A 16,021-nucleotide genomic window follows, 5' to 3' on the forward strand; every position below is an offset into this window, starting at 1 on the left:
GCGACACCGCCCGGCGCCCGGCGGAAACCGGGCGCCACGCGGCCCCGCAGACGCTGACTCACGGCGCCGCGGGCGGGTACCCTCGACGCGATATGAGCACCGAGAACCTCCCCCAGAGCCCTGAGCAGAGCCCTCAGCAGCCGCCCCGCAAGCCGCGGGTGGCCGTCGTGTTCGGCGGGCGCAGCTCCGAACACGGGATCTCCGTGGTCACCGCCGGCGCCGTCCTCGCGGCCATCGACCGGACGCGCTACGACGTCCTGCCGATCGGCATCACCCGCGACGGCCGCTGGGCCCTCACCGCCGACGAACCGGAACGCATGGCGATCACCGAACGCCGTACGCCCGACGTCGAGGAACTGGCCGAGTCGACCGAGGGCGGCGTGCTGCTGCCCGTCGACCCCGCCAACCGCGAGGTCGTCTACAGCGAACCGGGCTCGGTGCCCAAGGCGCTCGGCGAGGTCGACGTCGTCTTCCCCGTGCTGCACGGCCCCTACGGCGAGGACGGCACCCTCCAGGGCCTGCTGGAGCTGTCCGGCGTGCCCTACGTCGGCGCGGGCGTCCTCGCCTCCGCCGTCGGCCAGGACAAGGAGTACATGAAGGCGGTCTTCACCTCCTACGGGCTGAAGGTCGGCCCGTACGCGGTGATCCGGCCCCGCGAGTGGGAGCAGGACCGCTCCGGCGCCCGCAAGAAGATCGTCGACTTCGCCGGGGAGCACGGCTGGCCGCTGTTCGTGAAGCCCGCCCGCGCGGGCTCCTCCATCGGCATCACCAAGGTCGACGACCTCTCCGGCCTCGACGAGGCGATCGAGGAGGCCCGGCGTCACGACCCGAAGATCCTGGTCGAGGCGGCTCTGCGGGGCCGGGAGATCGAGTGCGGGGTGCTGGAGTTCGAGGACGGCCCCCGGGCCTCCGTCCCGGCCGAGATCCCGCCGCCCTCGGAGCACGCGTACTACGACTTCGAGGCCAAGTACATCGACTCCACGCCCGGCATCGTGCCGGCCCCGCTGACGGCCGAGGAGACCGCCGAGGTCCAGCGCCTGGCCGTGGCGGCGTTCGACGCGGCCTCCTGCGAGGGGCTGGTGCGCGCGGACTTCTTCCTCACCGATGACGACGAGTTCGTCATCAACGAGATCAACACCATGCCCGGCTTCACACCGATCTCCATGTACCCGCAGATGTGGCAGGCGAGCGGCGTGAGCTACCCGGAGCTGGTGGACCGGCTGGTCCAGGCGGCGCTGCGGCGGTCCACGGGACTGCGCTGACGCGTTTCGCGCCGTGACCACAGAGAAGGCGACTCCCTCGGGGGTCGCCTTCTCGCAGTATGATCAGCGGGTTTCCTGTCCGGTCCGGGAACCGTCGTCTGCTTGCCGTCGTCTGCTGAGGAACAGCACGCGGCGGCGATCAACAGGACGGGACCGAGCGGCGGTGAGGGGGCAGGAGCTAGAGATGGACGACCGGACAGGTCAGAGTGCGGGTGATGCCGTCCACCTGCTGGACCTTGGCGACCACCATGCGACCCAGTTCGTCGACGGTGTCGGACTGGGCGCGGACGATGACGTCGTAGGGTCCTGTCACGTCCTCGGCCTGGATCACACCAGGGAGCTTGCTGATCGTCTCGGCGACGGTCGACGCCTTGCCGACCTCGGTCTGGATCAGGATGTACGCCTGTACCACGGAACCTCCAGAGCGGCCACGAGGATCATGTGGGGAAAAGGAACGCCACGGTATCGCGTAGCCGCTCTCCGAGGGGAGACCCGCGGGCCGCGGGCCTCGCGCGTCGGGGTGCCGGTAGGACACGAGTTGACGATCACGCCGACCGTGGCGACGGTCATTCCGACCGTAACGAGGACAGAGATGACGCGCGACCGGGCACGGACACGGGCACGGACAGGGACTGGGACAGAAGGGGAGCCAAGGCGATGAAGGGCACTGTTGGTGAGCTGGGGGAGTTCGGGCTCATCAGGGAGCTCACCTCCCGTCTCACCACCACCCCCGCGGTCCGGGTCGGACCCGGCGACGACGCCGCGGTGGTCGCCGCGCCCGACCGCAGGGTGGTGGCCAGCACCGACATCCTCGTCGAGGGGCGGCACTTCCGCCGGGACTGGTCCACCGCGTACGACGTGGGCCGCAAGGCGGCGGCGCAGAACCTGGCCGACATCGCCGCCATGGGGGCCGTGCCGACCGCACTGCTGCTCGGCCTGGTCGTGCCCGCCGAACTGCCGGTGACCTGGCCGACCGAGCTGATGGACGGGCTGCGCGACGAGTGCCAGGTCGCGGGCGCCTCCGTGGTCGGCGGCGACGTGGTGGGCGGCGACACCATCACCGTCTCCATCACCGCCCTCGGCGACCTGCGCAACCAGGAGCCCGTCACCCGGGCCGGCGCCCAGCCCGGCGACCTCGTCGCGGTGACCGGCTGGCTGGGCTGGTCCGCCGCCGGGTTCGCCGTCCTCTCCCGCGGCTTCCGCTCGCCGCGCGCCTTCGTCGAGGCCCACCGCCGCCCCGAGCCGCCGTACCACGCCGGTCCGGCCGCCGCGGGGCTCGGCGCCACCGCCATGTGCGACGTGAGCGACGGCCTGATCGCCGACCTGGGGCACATCGCGGAGGCCAGCAAGGTCCGCATCGACGTGCGCTCCGGGCAGATCGACATCCCGTCCCAGATGAACGACATCGGGCAGGCCGTCGGCGTCGACCCCATGCAGTGGGTGCTCACCGGCGGCGAGGACCACGCCATCGTGGCGACCTTCCCGCCGGACGTGAAGCTGCCCGCCCGCTGGAAGGTCATCGGCGAGGTCCTCAACCCCTCCGCGCTGCCCCAGGTGACGGTCGACGGCGCCCCCTGGACCACCAAGGGCGGCTGGGACCACTTCGCCGGGGACGTGGAGTCGTGAGGCCGCCGCTGGTCCTCACCGTGGCCGGCTCCGACTCCGGCGGCGGCGCCGGGATCCAGGCCGACCTCAAGACGATGCTCGCCCTCGGCACCCACGGCATGAGCGTCCTCACCGCGGTCACCGCCCAGAACTCCCGCGGCGTCCAGGGCGCCTGGGAGCTGCCCGTGGACGCGGTGCGGGCCCAGTACCGCAGCGTCGTGGACGACATCGGCGTCCAGGCGGTCAAGACCGGGATGCTCTCCTCCGCCGAACTGGTCGAGACCGTCGCCGACTTGCTCGCCGGCACCGACGCCCCCGCCGTCGTGGACCCGGTCGGCGTCTCCAAGCACGGGGACGCGCTGCTCGCCGCATCCGCACTGGAATCGGTGCGCACCAGGCTCCTCCCGGTCGCCACCGTCGCCACCCCCAACCTCGACGAGGTCGCCCACCTCACCGGCGTACGCGTCGAGTCCGACACTGACCTGCGCCGGGCGGCGGCCGCCGTGCTGGAGTACGGCCCGCGCTGGGCCCTGATCAAGGGCGGCCACCTGGCCGGTGACGCCGTCGACCTGCTCACCGACGGCTCCGAGGAACACTGGCTGCGCGCCCCTCGCCTCGACAACCGCCACACGCACGGCACGGGGTGCACCCTCGCCTCGGCGGTGGCCTGCGGACTGGCGAAGGGGCAGCCGGTGCCGGAGGCGGTGAGGGCGGCCAAGGAGTACGTCACCGGTGCGATCGCGGCAGGCTTCGCACTGGGCGACGGCATCGGCCCGGTGGACCACGGCTGGGCGCTCGGAGCGGACACTCCCTGAGCTCGATGCCCGTGGCCGCCGGGACACGGCAAAAAGCCGGTCCACACGAGGTGGACCGGCTCCCTACAGCGGACCGGGCAGTGGCCGCGCGCTCAGCTGAGACGCGTCAGCGCGAGACCTTGCCGGCCTTGATGCACGAGGTGCAAGCGTTCACGCGCTTCGGCGTCCCGCCCACCACGGTACGCACACGCTGGATGTTCGGGTTCCAGCGACGGGACGTACGGCGGTGCGAGTGCGAGATGTTGTTGCCGAAGCCCGGCCCCTTGCCACAGACGTCGCAGTTGGCAGCCACGGGTCACTCCAAAGACTTCAGATGCACTTACGGTTGATCCCGGCATGCCGGGATCAAGCTCTCGGACTCGCGAACGGGCCGGGATCTGAGTGGCGGTGCCAGGGGGATGGCCCGATCGGGATCGGGCAACCGGAGCAGCATACAACGGCTGCTCCCGTACAACGAAACTACCACGGCAGCTCAGAGGGCCGCCCCGGCCCTCTTCCGGTGGGCCGGCGGCCCAAGGTCTACGCTGCCAGCCACGTCCGCACTCCAGGGAGGCGCAGGTGGCGCAGGTGCCGCAGAGGTTCTTCGACGCTCTGGCGGTGCGCACCTGGTGCGGTCTGTCGCTGCGCGCGCTGGGGCGGGCGCGCGAGGAGATCGACGCGATCAACGTCTATCCCGTCGCCGACGGGGACACCGGCACCAACCTCTACCTGACCGTCGAGTCGGCCTTCGCCGCGGTGGAGGCCGTCTTCGCGGCCCACGAGGTGGACGGGGCGGTCCGGGACGCGGGCGAGGGTGCCCGGGACGTGGACGAGGACACCGTCAACGCGGACGAGGGCGCCCTGAAGGCGGACGGCGGGCCCTCGCTGGCCGACGCCGTGGGCGCCATGGCGCACGGTGCGCTGATCGGCGCGCGGGGCAACTCCGGCACGATCCTCGCCCAGCTGCTGCGCGGCATGGCCCAGGTGCTCGCCGCCCGGGGTGACTCCGGCCACACCGAGGGCGCCGGACTGCGGCTGGCCCTGCGGCACGCCGCCGCGTCCGCCCGGCAGGCCGTGGCCCACCCGGTCGAGGGCACCGTCCTGACCGTGGCCTCGGCCGCCGCCGACGCGGCCGAAGAGGCCGAGGGCGGCTGCGCCGAGGTGGCCCGCGCCGCCTACGAGGGCGCCCGCGCGGCGCTCGTCGCCACTCCGGGCCAGCTGCCCGTCCTGGAGCGCGCCGGAGTGGTCGACGCGGGCGGCCACGGCCTGGTGACGGTCCTCGCGGCCCTGGTGGAGACGTTCACGGGCCGGGCGCCGGGGCCCGTCGCCGTGCCGCACGCGCGCGTGGAGCACGGCGGCGAGGGCCCCGCGGCGGGGGAGTGCGCCACGGAGGGCGACGAGAGCGGTCCCGCCTTCGAGGTGATCTACCTCCTGGAGGCCGAGGACGTGGCCGTGGCCCGGCTGCGGCAGCGGCTCGACGCCCTCGGGGACTCGCTCGTCGTGGTCGGCGGCGACGGCCTGTGGAACGTCCACGTGCACGTCGACGACGCGGGCGCCGCCGTCGAGGCGGGCGTCGAGGCCGGAAGGCCGTACCGGATCCGCATCACCCACTTCGGGCACGGCGACGCGCACACCGCCGGGACCGAGCGCCCGCCCCGCGAACGGACCCAGCGCGCCGTGGTGGCCGTCGTGCCGGGGGAGGGGCTGGCCGAGCTGTGCACGGAGGCCGGCGCGACCACCGTGCTCGCGCGCCCCGGGGAGCCGCCCGCGAGCGGCGAGCTGGTCCAGGCGGTCCGGCGGGCGCACGCGCGCGAGGTGGTCCTGCTGCCCAACGACGCCGAGCTGCGCCACACCGCCGCCGCGGCGGCCGAGCAGGCCCGTACCGAGGGCATCCGCGTCGCCCTCATCCCGACCCGTTCCGCGGTCCAGGGCATCGCCGCGCTCGCCGTGCACGAGCCCGAGCGGCGCTTCGACGAGGACGTGGTGGCGATGACCTCGGCGGCCGGCGCCACCCGCCACGCCGAGGTCACCGTCGCCGAACGCCAGTCCTGGACCACGGCGGGCATCTGCCAGGCCGGGGACGTGCTCGGCCTCATCGACGGAGACGTGGCCGTGATCGGCGCCGACGTCTCGGAGGTCGCCGCCACCGTCCTGGACCGCATGCTGTCGGCCGGCGGCGAGCTGGTCACCCTCGTCCTCGGCGACGAGGCCCCGCAGGCCGTCGCCGACCGGCTGGAGGCCCGCGTCCGCGACGCCTACCTCGCCGTCGACACGGTGGTCTACCGGGGCGGCCGGCAGGGCGCGCTGCTGCTGGTCGGCGTGGAGTAGGGCCGACCCCGGGCGGGGCGGGACGGGCCGGTACGGCGCTCCCCTCGGCCGTTGTCAGTGACGTGGTGTGCAATGGATCTCGTGCCCGCACTGCGAGAACCCCTGAAGAAGGTGCTCGGCCCCGCCACCGCGAAGGTGATGGCCGAGCACCTCGGCCTGCACACCGTCGGCGACCTCCTCCACCACTATCCCCGCAGATACGAGGAGCGCGGCCAGCTCACCCACCTCGCCGACCTGCCCATGGACGAGCACGTCACCGTGGTCGCCCAGGTCGCCGACGCCCGGCTGCACACCTTCGCCTCGTCGAAGGCCCCGCGCGGCAAGGGGCAGCGCCTCGAGGTGACCATCACGGACGGCAGCGGCCGCCTCCAACTGGTCTTCTTCGGCCACGGAGTCCACAAACCCCACAAGGAACTCCTGCCGGGCACCCGCGCGATGTTCGCGGGCAAGGTCTCCGTCTTCAACCGCCGACTGCAACTGGCACACCCGGCATACGAGTTGCTGCGCGGCGACACCGACGGCGAGGAGACCGTCGAGTCCTGGGCGGGCGCCCTCATCCCCCTCTACCCGGCCACCGCCAAGCTGGAGTCCTGGAAGCTCGCCAAAGCGATCCAGACGGTGCTGCCCAGCGCCCAGGAGGCCGTCGACCCGCTCCCCGGCTCCCTGCGCGAGGGCCGGGGCCTGGTCTCCCTGCCCGAGGCCCTCCTCAAGATCCACCGCCCGCACACCAAGGCCGACATCGAGGACGCCCGCGCCCGCCTGAAGTGGGACGAGGCCTTCGTCCTCCAGATCGCCCTCGCCCGCCGCCGGCACGCCGAGACCCAGCTCCCCGCCGTCCCCAGGAAACCCAGCCCCGACGGCCTGCTCACCGCCTTCGACGACCGTCTCCCCTTCACCCTCACCGACGGCCAGCAGAAGGTCTCCCGGGAGATCTTCGACGACCTCGCCACCGACCACCCCATGCACCGGCTGCTCCAGGGCGAGGTGGGCAGCGGCAAGACCCTGGTCGCCCTGCGCGCCATGCTCGCCGTCGTCGACTCCGGCGGGCAGGCCGTGATGCTGGCGCCCACCGAGGTGCTCGCCCAGCAGCACCACCGGTCGGTCGTCGAGATGATGGGCGAGCTGGCCGAGGGAGGCATGCTGGGCGGCGCCGAGCACGCCACCAAGGTGGTGCTGCTCACCGGCTCCATGGGCGCCGCCGCCCGCCGGCACGCCCTGCTGGACCTGGCCACCGGCGAGGCGGGCATCGTCATCGGCACCCACGCGCTGATCGAGGACAAGGTCCAGTTCCACGACCTCGGCCTGGTCGTCGTCGACGAGCAGCACCGCTTCGGCGTCGAGCAGCGCGACGCCCTGCGCGGCAAGGGAAAGCAGCCCCCGCACCTGCTCGTCATGACCGCCACGCCCATCCCGCGCACCGTCGCCATGACCGTCTTCGGCGACCTGGAGACCTCCGTCCTGGACCAGCTGCCGGCCGGGCGGTCCCCGATCGCCAGCCACGTCGTCCCGGCCGCGGACAAACCCCACTTCCTCGCCCGCGCCTGGGAACGGGTCCGCGAGGAGGTCTCGAACGGCCACCAGGCGTACGTCGTCTGCCCCCGCATCGGCGACGAGGACGACGCCCCCAAGAAGGGCGCCAAGCAGTCCGGGCAGCCCCCGGAGGGCGACGCGGACAAGCGCCCCCCGCTCGCCGTCCTCGACGTCGCCGAGGGCCTCGCCAAGGGCCCGCTCCAAGGGCTCAAGGTGGAGGTGCTGCACGGCAGGATGCAGCCCGACGACAAGGACGCGGTCATGCGCCGCTTCGCCGCCGGGGAGACCGACGTCCTGGTCGCCACCACCGTCATCGAGGTCGGCGTCAACGTGCCCAACGCCACCGCGATGGTGATCATGGACGCCGACCGCTTCGGCGTCTCCCAGCTCCACCAACTGCGCGGCCGCGTCGGCCGTGGTTCCGCCCCCGGCCTGTGCCTGCTGGTCAGCGAGATGCCCGAGGCGAGCGCGGCCCGGCAGCGGCTGAACGCGGTCGCGAGCACCCGCGACGGCTTCGAGCTCTCCCGCATCGACCTCGAACAGCGCCGCGAGGGCGACGTCCTCGGCCAGGCCCAGTCCGGCGCCCGCACCTCCCTGCGCGTCCTCGCCGTCATCGAGGACGAGGAGATCATCGCCGAGGCGAGACAGGAGGCGGCGGCCGTCGTCGCCGCCGACCCGGAGCTGACCGGCCTGCCCGGGCTGCGCACGGCCCTGGAGGCACTGCTGGACGACGAGCGGGAGCAGTACCTGGAGAAGGGCTGAGAGACTGGCAACGGACACCGTCCGTCCACCCGAGCACACCGACAAGGACCCAGAAATGACCCGCGTGATCGCCGGCAAGGCCGGCGGACGCCGCCTGGCCGTCCCGCCGGGAACCGGCACCCGCCCCACCTCCGACCGTGCGCGCGAGGGCCTGTTCTCCACCTGGCAGTCCCTGCTCGGGGGCCCGCTGGACGGCGAGCGGGTCCTCGACCTGTACGCGGGTTCCGGCGCCGTCGGCCTGGAGGCGCTCTCCCGCGGCGCCGGGCACGTCCTGCTCGTCGAGGCCGACGCCCGCGCTGCCCGCACGGTCCGGGAGAACGTCAAGAGCATCGGCCTGCCCGGCGCCGACGTCAGGGCGGGCAAAGCGGAACAGATCATCCGCACCCCGGCCCCGGCGGAGCCGTACGACGTGGTCTTCCTGGACCCGCCCTACGCCGTCTCCGACGACGATCTTCGGGAGATCCTGCTCACACTCCGCACGGAGGGGTGGCTCGCGACGGAAGTGCTCGTCACCGTGGAGCGCAGCACCAGAGGCGGCGAATTCCGCTGGCCGGACGGCTTCGAAGCGATCCGGGCCCGTCGCTACGGCGAGGGAACGTTTTGGTACGGTCGCGCCGCCTCTACGTGCGAAGACGCACGATGACCGGACCGGAGAGCGAGGGAACTCAAGTGCGCCGTGCCGTCTGTCCCGGGTCATTCGACCCGATCCACAACGGACACCTCGACATCATCGCCCGTGCCTCCAGCCTCTACGACGAGGTCTACGTCGCGGTGATGATCAACCGGTCCAAGAAGAGCCTGTTCGAGATCGAGGAACGGATCGACCTCATCCGCCGGGTCACCGCCGAGTACGGCAACGTCCGTGTGGAGTCCTTCCACGGCCTGCTCGTCGACTTCTGCAAGCAGCGCGAGATCCCGGCCATCGTCAAGGGCCTGCGCGCCGTCAGCGACTTCGACTACGAGCTGCAGATGGCCCAGATGAACAACGGCCTCTCCGGTGTGGAGACGCTCTTCGTCCCCACCAACCCCACCTACAGCTTCATGTCGTCCTCCCTGGTCAAGGAGGTCGCGACCTGGGGCGGAGACATCTCCCACCTGGTGCCGCCGCTGGTCCTCGAGGCCCTCACGGAGCGCCTGAGCAACCGCTGACCGCACCGCCGCACAGCCCACGGAGACTGACAACCCGTCACCCGGTGTCCCCGGGACACCCTGGGGTCGTACAGTCGTCCCGTCCGTCTCCAACACAGCTGTAGAGAGTGGCGAGCACACGGTGGACGTGCAGAACAAGCTCGACGAGATCACCGCGATGGTCTCCGGCGCCCGCGCCATGCCCATGTCGGCCTCGTGCGTGGTCAACCGCGCCGAACTGCTCTCGATGCTGGAAGAGCTGCGCGCGGAGCTGCCCGGTTCCCTCGCCCAGGCCCAGGAGCTGATCGGCGACCGTGAGCAGATGGTCGCCCAGGCCCGCCAGGAGGCCGACCGGATCATCGAGGGCGCGCACGCCGAACGCGGCACCCTGATCGCCGGCACCGAGGTCGCCCGCCGCTCCCAGGCCGAGGCCGACCGGATCCTCGCCGAGGCCCGCCAGGAGGCCGAGGAGGTCCGTGCCGAGGCCGACGACTACGTCGACTCCAAGCTCGCCAACTTCGAGGTCGTCCTCACCAAGACCCTCGGCTCCGTCGGCCGGGGCCGCGAGAAGCTCCTCGGCACCGGACCCGGCCTCGACGAGAACGGCTACGAGGACGAGGACGCCCCCGAGCGCAGCCACGACCCCGAGACCCTGCGCCGCGACGCCGACACCTACGTCGACACCAAGCTCGGCGCCTTCGAGGCCGTGCTGGCCAAGACGCTGGACGCGGTCGGCCGGGGCCGCCAGAAGCTGCACGGCCGGATCGCCACCGACGACCTCGGCGTCCTCGCCGACGACCTGACCACCGTCCAGCACTCCAGCGACGCCGACTACCTCGCCGACCTCGCGGGCCTCTCCGACGCCCCCGCTCCGGCCGTCGCCGAGCAGTCCCCGCAGCCCCGGTACGGCGAGCAGCAGCCCGCGGCGGCCCAGGTGCCCGCGCAGTCCGTGCCGGAGATGCCGGAGATGCCGGCCCAGGAACCGGCGTACGGCTACGCGCCGCAGCAGCAGCCCGACCCGTACGCGGCGTACCAGCAGGCCTACGACGGCGGACAGGACCCGTACGGCTACCAGCAGCAGGGCGCCGACCCGTACGCCTACCAGTACGACGGCGGGCAGCAGGCGTACGACGGACAGCAGGGCTACGCCCAGCCCCAGCAGCCGCCGCAGCCCCCGCACGCCCCGCAGGCCCAGCCGCAGGCGCTCGACGAGACCAGCCTCTTCGACACCAGCATGATCAGCGCCGAGCAGCTGAGGGCGTACGAACAGGGCCGCGGGCTCTAGGGGCGAGGGGGCCCCACCGCCCGGATTGGGACGAGAGCGAATGGTCCAGTATCCTGGCTCTTCGGTCGCGCGTACGTCCGCGATCGCCGCTGCCCGGGAACACCGAAGGGCGGCACCCCCCACCCACGAAGGCCGAAAGCAGGAATGGTTCTGAACGCGCGCCTCGACCACCGCGACCCCCTCGTGTTCGACACGCACGAGCTGGGACGGCGGCCCGGTGCGCTCCAGCGCCTGACCCGCACGGTCGACGCTCCCAGGGACTTCGGTCTCCAGGGAGTCATCGGAGTGCCGGAAGGCGCCCCGGTGGAACTCGATCTCCGGCTCGAGTCGGTCATGGAAGGGGTGCTCGTCACAGGCACCGCCCGTGCCAGGGCCCGGGGTGAGTGCGTAAGGTGTCTGGAGCCGCTCGAGCAGCAGCTCGAAGCGGACTTCCAGGAGCTGTTCTCGTACCCTGACGCCGACGACCGTGGCCGCCCCGTGGCGGAACCGGGCGACGACGCCGAGGACGACGAGGACAGGTTCTTCGTCGAGGACGGACTGATCGGCCTCGAACCCGTGCTGCGCGACGCGGTGGTGCTCGCACTGCCGATGCAGCCGGTGTGCCAGGAAGACTGCCAGGGTCTGTGCTCCGAGTGCGGAGTGCGCCTGTCGGACGACCCGGACCACCACCACGACGCCGTCGACATTCGTTGGGCGGCATTGCAGGGACTCGCCGGTTCACTCGGAGACGGCGAGAAGGACGAGATGAGCGGCGACGGGTCGGATTCCGCGGACGCCGCCGAGAAGCAGGAGAAGTAGCCGTGGCTGTTCCGAAGCGGAAGATGTCGCGCAGCAACACGCGCCACCGCCGGTCGCAGTGGAAGGCTGCGGTCCCCACCCTGGTTGCGTGCGAGCGCTGCCACGAGCCCAAGCTGCAGCACATCGCGTGCCCGGCTTGCGGCACTTACAACAAGCGCCAGGTCCTCGAGGTCTGAGCGGCTGGTGAGAGGCACTGTGTCAGTCCCCAAGAAGGCGGAAGACGCCAAGGCGGACCCACCCGCCAAGAAGAAGGCGGACACCCAGGCCTCGTCCCACACGCTTCTGGAAGGGCGGCTCGGCTATCAGCTCGAGTCCGCCCTTCTGGTGCGTGCACTGACCCACCGTTCCTACGCGTACGAGAACGGCGGCCTGCCGACGAACGAGCGGCTGGAGTTCCTCGGGGACTCCGTGCTCGGCCTCGTCGTCACGGACACGCTGTACCGCACCCACCCCGACCTGCCCGAAGGCCAGCTGGCCAAGTTGCGGGCCGCGGTGGTCAACTCGCGTGCGCTGGCGGAGGTGGGCCGCGGGCTCGAACTCGGCTCCTTCATCCGGCTCGGCCGCGGTGAAGAGGGCACGGGCGGCCGGGACAAGGCGTCCATCCTCGCCGACACCCTCGAAGCGGTGATCGGCGCGGTCTATCTCGACCAGGGCCTCGACGCGGCCTCCGAACTGGTGCACCGCCTGTTCGACCCGCTGATCGAGAAGTCCTCGAACCTCGGTGCCGGCCTGGACTGGAAGACCAGCCTCCAGGAACTCACCGCGACCGAAGGGCTCGGCGTCCCCGAGTACCTGGTCACGGAGACCGGCCCGGACCACGAGAAGACCTTCACTGCTGCCGCCCGCGTCGGAGGCGTCTCGTACGGCACCGGCACCGGCCGCAGCAAGAAGGAGGCGGAGCAGCAGGCCGCGGAATCCGCGTGGCGGTCCATCCGGGCCGCGGCGGACGAGCGCGCCAAGGCGACGGCCGACGCCGTCGACGCGGACCCCGACGAGGCGTCCGCCTCCGCCTGACCCACCTGTCGCACGGTCCGAACGCCCGCCCCGCCTCCGGGGCGGGCGTTCGGCTCGTCGCCCGTCCACCAGCCCGGTCCACCCGAGGGGAAGCCATGCCCGAGTTGCCCGAGGTAGAGGTCGTACGGCGCGGCCTGGAGCGCTGGGTCGCCCACCGGACCGTCGCGGACGCCGAGGTACTGCACCCGCGCGCGGTACGCCGGCACATCGCGGGACCCGACGACTTCGCCCACCGCCTGGCGGGCCACCGCATCGGCACCCCCAGCCGCCGCGGCAAGTACCTGTGGCTGCCGCTGGAGGACACCGACCAGGCGGTCCTCGCCCACCTCGGCATGAGCGGCCAGCTCCTGGTCCAGCCGCACGAGACACCCGCCGAGAAGCACCTGCGCATCCGCGTCCGCTTCGCCGACGCCCTCGGCACCGAACTCCGCTTCGTCGACCAGCGCACCTTCGGCGGCCTCTCCCTGCACGACACGTCCGCCGACGGGCTGCCCGACGTCATCGCGCACATCGCCCGCGACCCGCTGGACCCCCTCTTCGACGACGAGGCGTTCCACCTCGCCCTGCGCCGCAAGCGCACCACGGTCAAACGGGCCCTGCTCGACCAGTCCCTGATCAGTGGCGTCGGCAACATCTACGCCGACGAGGCCCTGTGGCGCGCCCGCCTGCACTACGAACGCCCCACGGCGACCCTCACCCGCCCCCGCACCACCGAACTCCTCGGCCATGTCCGGGACGTGATGAACGCGGCCCTCGCCGTGGGCGGCACCAGCTTCGACAGCCTCTACGTCAACGTCAACGGCGAGTCCGGCTACTTCGACCGGTCGCTCGACGCCTACGGCCGCGAGGGCCTGCCCTGCCGCCGCTGCGCCACCCCGATGCGCCGCCGGCCGTGGATGAACCGCTCCAGCTACTTCTGCCCGAAGTGCCAGCGGCCGCCGCGGCTCACACCGTAGGCGTCCGCCGCTCGTCGTACCGCTCGCGCGACGCCAGCACCTCGTCCATCCGCCCCTCGACGCACTCGATGAGCGCGAGCAGCCGCGCGGCCACCTCGCGCCCCAGCGCCGTCAGCTCGTAGTCCACGCGGGGCGGATTGGTCGGCTGGGCCTCGCGGTGCACCAGCCCGTCGCGCTCGAGCGCGTGCAGGGTCTGGGCCAGCATCTTCTCGCTGACGCCGTCCACCCGGCGCCGCAGCTCGTTGAACCGGAACGACCCCTCGTACAGCGCGCCGAGCGTCAGCGCGCCCCAGCGTCCCGTGACGTGCTCCAGGGTGCCGCGCGAGGGACAGGCCTTGGAGAACACGTCGAACGGCAGGTCCTGCTCCTCCGTGCGCTCCCGCGTGGTCGACATGTCTCCAGCGTACGTGAGCACAGCGCTGCGCCACAGGTTGCGCGGGGTGCTGGACAGCAGGCGGTGCGACCTCGGACGCACTCCGCGGTCACCAGTGTGTTGATAGTCTCAACGCCTTCTGACCAGCGAGGCCGTCCCGGTGCCGGCCCTGGGGGCTGGTCCGCCGGAGGGGTGACGTGATCAAGCGGGTGTGCCACGGACTGCACGTCATCCGGCTCACGTGCGACGACGGCAACACCGACCGCTCCGTGGGGCGCGTCTACGGACTGTCCTCGGACGGCATGACCGTCGAGTGGGAGGGACTCGGGGCCGACGGCTTCGAACGGGCCGAGTGACACCTGCCGTCGGCTAGTAGCCGAAGAAGTGCGGGGCCGGTTCTCTGACCTGCGGCCCGGTAACCGATCAACGCTGCGACCTGCGACTTAGCTGTCGGTGGTTGTCAGCGTTGGTCGTCGTTGAGCACCCTCCGACGGCCCGGGGACGGCCCCAAGCTGCATGAGGTACAGCAGGCAGTGGCTCAAGCACGCCGGTGCACATCAGCACTGGTCAATCCGAAAGTTGTCTACGTCTGCGGTGTGATCCCATATGTTGAGGCGATGCAGATGTCCAAGTCGGCCGTCCAGAGGCTCGGAAAGCGCCTAGAGGTGCCCGGGGAGGCGCCTGAGGAGGCACTCGGTCAACTTGAGGAGCTTCTCGTTGACTACAGCGAGCTCCTAACGGCATCCCGTGGCGTCGTTGATGAGCTCTGCGACAGCTTGGACTGGCCCCTCAGCGTCACGCATCGTCTGAAGACCACTGACACGCTGGTTCAGAAGCTGCGCAGGGCTAAGGCCCGAGGTAGTAGTACGAATCTGGCTCGTATCCAGGACATTGCCGGCATCCGGCTGTCTGGCAACGTCACCCTCACGGAACAAGACCAACTGCGAGACTGGATCATTGACCGGTTCGAGGGGCAAGGGTATGCGTGCGTAGTGAAGGACCGTCGAACTGATCCGATGGTGGGTTACCGAGCGGTCCACGTCATCGTGTCGATCGAGGGCCGCTACGTTGAGATACAGGTTCGGACGCTCAGTCAAGACCTATGGGCGAACGTGTTTGAGCGGATCGCCGACCTCTTCGGGCGTGGCATTCGCTACGGGGAGCGTCCTGACTACGGTGGAGATGCAGTGGTCAACGTCATCCGCATGATGGAGAGATTCTCGGCTAGTCTGTACGACGTAGAGCGCTTGGCTTACTCAGACGATGCCCAGCGAGATGGTCGAGAAGCTACGCTTGAGGCTCAACGGCCGCTCCTCGCCCAGTTGCGCGAGATGCTGCAAACCACGGAAGACATCACAGGAGGGCTGCAACGTGAAGGCACTTAAGCACTTCCTTCTTGTCTACAACCGGCGTACGGGCGAGACCGTGGTGCAACAGGAGTTCTCTGCTGCTGACGGCAGGCAGGCTGTGCGCGCGAGGTTCCAGCTGGAGCGAGAGCTGCGAGGACAGGACGACACGGAGATCGTCGTACTGACCGGTGCCTCGCTTGCGAGCCTCCAAAGGACGCACTCCCGCTACTTTTCTGGCGCAACGGACAGGGCTCTCGCCGCCGCTTAGAGGTAGCGTTGACCAGCATAAATCACGGAGCGTAGTTAGTAGGGGCCGCTGCTCGGTCACCCACTACTACGCTCCGTCGCTATGCTGACCTTCGGTCACGGAGCGTAGTAGTGGGTGACCGAGCAGCGGGGTAAAATGGCCTAATCGTTACCTGCTCGTTATCTTGTGTCGCTGCGACACTCGGCGCCCTGCTTGTGGCAAAGGTCGGTGGAGCGGCTTTGGGCTGGAGCTGCTTTGGGGCGAGTGATCTTGGCCCCGTAAGCTGATGGCGAGTCGGGCAGTCTGTGGACCTGCCCGTTAAAGCACGACGTTGGGGCCAAGATCTTAGAGGCTCGCCCCAAAGTGGCTGCCTAAAGCCGTGGAGCCGACCGCCCCAGCCACGACGTGTTCTGACCTCATGCCGCCCGGCCAACCCTCACCAGGGCGCGCGTCGGCGCAGCGCGGGCGGAGCGGGCCGAAGGCAGGAGCGGCGCCCGGAGCGGAGCCGGGAAGCGCGCCCGGCGGAGCGGAGCGCAGCCGGGGCTTGATGAGGTAGAGAAACCTGTAACTCGTGCCTGTGTCGGCTGGGT

At 71.1% G+C, this 16,021-nt stretch carries 17 protein-coding genes; 14 read left to right on the plus strand and 3 right to left on the minus strand.

The window, feature by feature from the left end:
- The first annotated feature begins 92 nt into the window (after positions 1-92).
- Positions 93-1,262 carry a D-alanine--D-alanine ligase family protein gene (locus Sco07f_RS37560; RefSeq protein ID WP_108990540.1) on the plus strand — a complete coding sequence of 390 codons (1,170 nt, stop codon included), beginning with the start codon at positions 93-95 and terminating at the stop codon, positions 1,260-1,262.
- Positions 1,263-1,440: 178 nt separating this feature from the next.
- On the opposite strand, the gene Sco07f_RS37565 is transcribed toward Sco07f_RS37560, so the two are convergent.
- Positions 1,441-1,674 (minus strand): Lrp/AsnC family transcriptional regulator, encoded by a 234-nt coding sequence (locus Sco07f_RS37565; RefSeq protein ID WP_003973433.1) that lies wholly within the window; start codon positions 1,672-1,674, stop codon positions 1,441-1,443.
- A 245-nt stretch (positions 1,675-1,919) separates the two neighbouring features.
- Here Sco07f_RS37565 and Sco07f_RS37570 point away from each other — a divergent pair, with 245 nt between their 5' ends.
- Together Sco07f_RS37570 and thiD are read left to right on the plus strand one after the other, a co-directional pair.
- Positions 1,920-2,888 (plus strand): thiamine-phosphate kinase, encoded by a 969-nt coding sequence (locus Sco07f_RS37570; RefSeq protein WP_007444886.1) that lies wholly within the window; start codon positions 1,920-1,922, stop codon positions 2,886-2,888.
- The gene (gene thiD, locus Sco07f_RS37575) at positions 2,885-3,682 is read left to right on the plus strand and encodes a bifunctional hydroxymethylpyrimidine kinase/phosphomethylpyrimidine kinase (RefSeq protein WP_108990541.1); all 798 of its coding nucleotides are present in this window, start codon (positions 2,885-2,887) and stop codon (positions 3,680-3,682) included. Before Sco07f_RS37570 ends, thiD begins: the two co-directional genes overlap by 4 nt.
- Before the next feature lie 106 nt (positions 3,683-3,788).
- On the opposite strand, the gene rpmB is transcribed toward thiD, so the two are convergent.
- On the minus strand, positions 3,789-3,974 hold the full coding sequence (gene rpmB, locus Sco07f_RS37580) for a 50S ribosomal protein L28 (protein WP_003993230.1): 186 nt from the start codon (positions 3,972-3,974) through the stop codon (positions 3,789-3,791).
- Positions 3,975-4,240: 266 nt separating this feature from the next.
- On the opposite strand from rpmB, the gene Sco07f_RS37585 reads away from it, so the two are divergent.
- The 9 genes from Sco07f_RS37585 to mutM all read left to right on the plus strand — a co-directional run bounded on the left by Sco07f_RS37585 (position 4,241) and on the right by mutM (position 13,462).
- The gene (locus Sco07f_RS37585) at positions 4,241-5,989 is read left to right on the plus strand and encodes a DAK2 domain-containing protein (RefSeq protein ID WP_108990542.1); all 1,749 of its coding nucleotides are present in this window, start codon (positions 4,241-4,243) and stop codon (positions 5,987-5,989) included.
- Between the two features lie 72 nt (positions 5,990-6,061).
- On the plus strand, positions 6,062-8,281 hold the full coding sequence (gene recG / locus Sco07f_RS37590) for an ATP-dependent DNA helicase RecG (protein ID WP_007444889.1): 2,220 nt from the start codon (positions 6,062-6,064) through the stop codon (positions 8,279-8,281).
- A gap of 55 nt (positions 8,282-8,336) precedes the next feature.
- Entirely contained in the window at positions 8,337-8,924 is a 588-nt protein-coding gene (rsmD, locus tag Sco07f_RS37595; RefSeq protein ID WP_108990543.1) for a 16S rRNA (guanine(966)-N(2))-methyltransferase RsmD, read from the plus strand.
- Positions 8,925-8,950: 26 nt separating this feature from the next.
- Positions 8,951-9,430 (plus strand): pantetheine-phosphate adenylyltransferase, encoded by a 480-nt coding sequence (gene coaD / locus Sco07f_RS37600; RefSeq protein WP_042825260.1) that lies wholly within the window; start codon positions 8,951-8,953, stop codon positions 9,428-9,430.
- Positions 9,431-9,551: 121 nt separating this feature from the next.
- A complete protein-coding gene (locus Sco07f_RS37605) occupies positions 9,552-10,694 on the plus strand; it encodes a cell division initiation protein (protein ID WP_087789428.1) in 1,143 nt (380 codons plus the stop codon).
- 144 nt (positions 10,695-10,838) lie between these two features.
- Entirely contained in the window at positions 10,839-11,492 is a 654-nt protein-coding gene (locus tag Sco07f_RS37610; RefSeq protein ID WP_007444894.1) for a YceD family protein, read from the plus strand.
- 2 nt (positions 11,493-11,494) lie between these two features.
- Complete coding sequence (gene rpmF / locus Sco07f_RS37615; RefSeq protein ID WP_006139588.1) at positions 11,495-11,668, plus strand: 50S ribosomal protein L32; 174 nt, start codon at positions 11,495-11,497, stop codon at positions 11,666-11,668.
- 7 nt (positions 11,669-11,675) lie between these two features.
- The gene (rnc, locus tag Sco07f_RS37620; protein WP_003973423.1) at positions 11,676-12,506 is read left to right on the plus strand and encodes a ribonuclease III; all 831 of its coding nucleotides are present in this window, start codon (positions 11,676-11,678) and stop codon (positions 12,504-12,506) included.
- Between the two features lie 95 nt (positions 12,507-12,601).
- A complete protein-coding gene (gene mutM, locus Sco07f_RS37625) occupies positions 12,602-13,462 on the plus strand; it encodes a bifunctional DNA-formamidopyrimidine glycosylase/DNA-(apurinic or apyrimidinic site) lyase (RefSeq protein WP_087789427.1) in 861 nt (286 codons plus the stop codon).
- On the opposite strand, the gene Sco07f_RS37630 is transcribed toward mutM, so the two are convergent.
- A complete protein-coding gene (locus Sco07f_RS37630; protein WP_007444869.1) occupies positions 13,452-13,856 on the minus strand; it encodes a winged helix-turn-helix transcriptional regulator in 405 nt (134 codons plus the stop codon). The genes mutM and Sco07f_RS37630 overlap by 11 nt on opposite strands.
- Before the next feature lie 176 nt (positions 13,857-14,032).
- Here Sco07f_RS37630 and Sco07f_RS39935 point away from each other — a divergent pair, with 176 nt between their 5' ends.
- Both Sco07f_RS39935 and Sco07f_RS37635 read left to right on the plus strand, forming a co-directional pair.
- Complete coding sequence (locus Sco07f_RS39935; protein ID WP_159107043.1) at positions 14,033-14,191, plus strand: hypothetical protein; 159 nt, start codon at positions 14,033-14,035, stop codon at positions 14,189-14,191.
- 261 nt (positions 14,192-14,452) lie between these two features.
- Complete coding sequence (locus Sco07f_RS37635) at positions 14,453-15,220, plus strand: RelA/SpoT-related domain-containing protein (protein WP_108990544.1); 768 nt, start codon at positions 14,453-14,455, stop codon at positions 15,218-15,220.
- Positions 15,221-16,021 lie beyond the last annotated feature (801 nt).

This window comes from Streptomyces coelicoflavus, from assembly GCF_003112555.1.
Classification (GTDB): Bacteria; Actinomycetota; Actinomycetes; order Streptomycetales; family Streptomycetaceae; genus Streptomyces; species Streptomyces coelicoflavus.

Bases quoted from the DNA above. Each gene is read 5' to 3' on its own strand.
- mutM (WP_087789427.1), top strand. From the start codon at position 12,602: ATGCCCGAGTTGCCCGAGGTAGAGGTCGTACGGCGCGGCCTGGAGCGC.
- Sco07f_RS37635 (WP_108990544.1), top strand. From the start codon at position 14,453: ATGCAGATGTCCAAGTCGGCCGTCCAGAGGCTCGGAAAGCGCCTAGAG.
- recG (WP_007444889.1), top strand. From the start codon at position 6,062: ATGGATCTCGTGCCCGCACTGCGAGAACCCCTGAAGAAGGTGCTCGGC.
- Sco07f_RS37570 (WP_007444886.1), top strand. From the start codon at position 1,920: ATGAAGGGCACTGTTGGTGAGCTGGGGGAGTTCGGGCTCATCAGGGAG.
- Sco07f_RS37560 (WP_108990540.1), top strand. From the start codon at position 93: ATGAGCACCGAGAACCTCCCCCAGAGCCCTGAGCAGAGCCCTCAGCAG.
- Sco07f_RS37630 (WP_007444869.1), bottom strand. From the start codon at position 13,856: ATGTCGACCACGCGGGAGCGCACGGAGGAGCAGGACCTGCCGTTCGAC.
- rsmD (WP_108990543.1), top strand. From the start codon at position 8,337: ATGACCCGCGTGATCGCCGGCAAGGCCGGCGGACGCCGCCTGGCCGTC.
- Sco07f_RS37610 (WP_007444894.1), top strand. From the start codon at position 10,839: ATGGTTCTGAACGCGCGCCTCGACCACCGCGACCCCCTCGTGTTCGAC.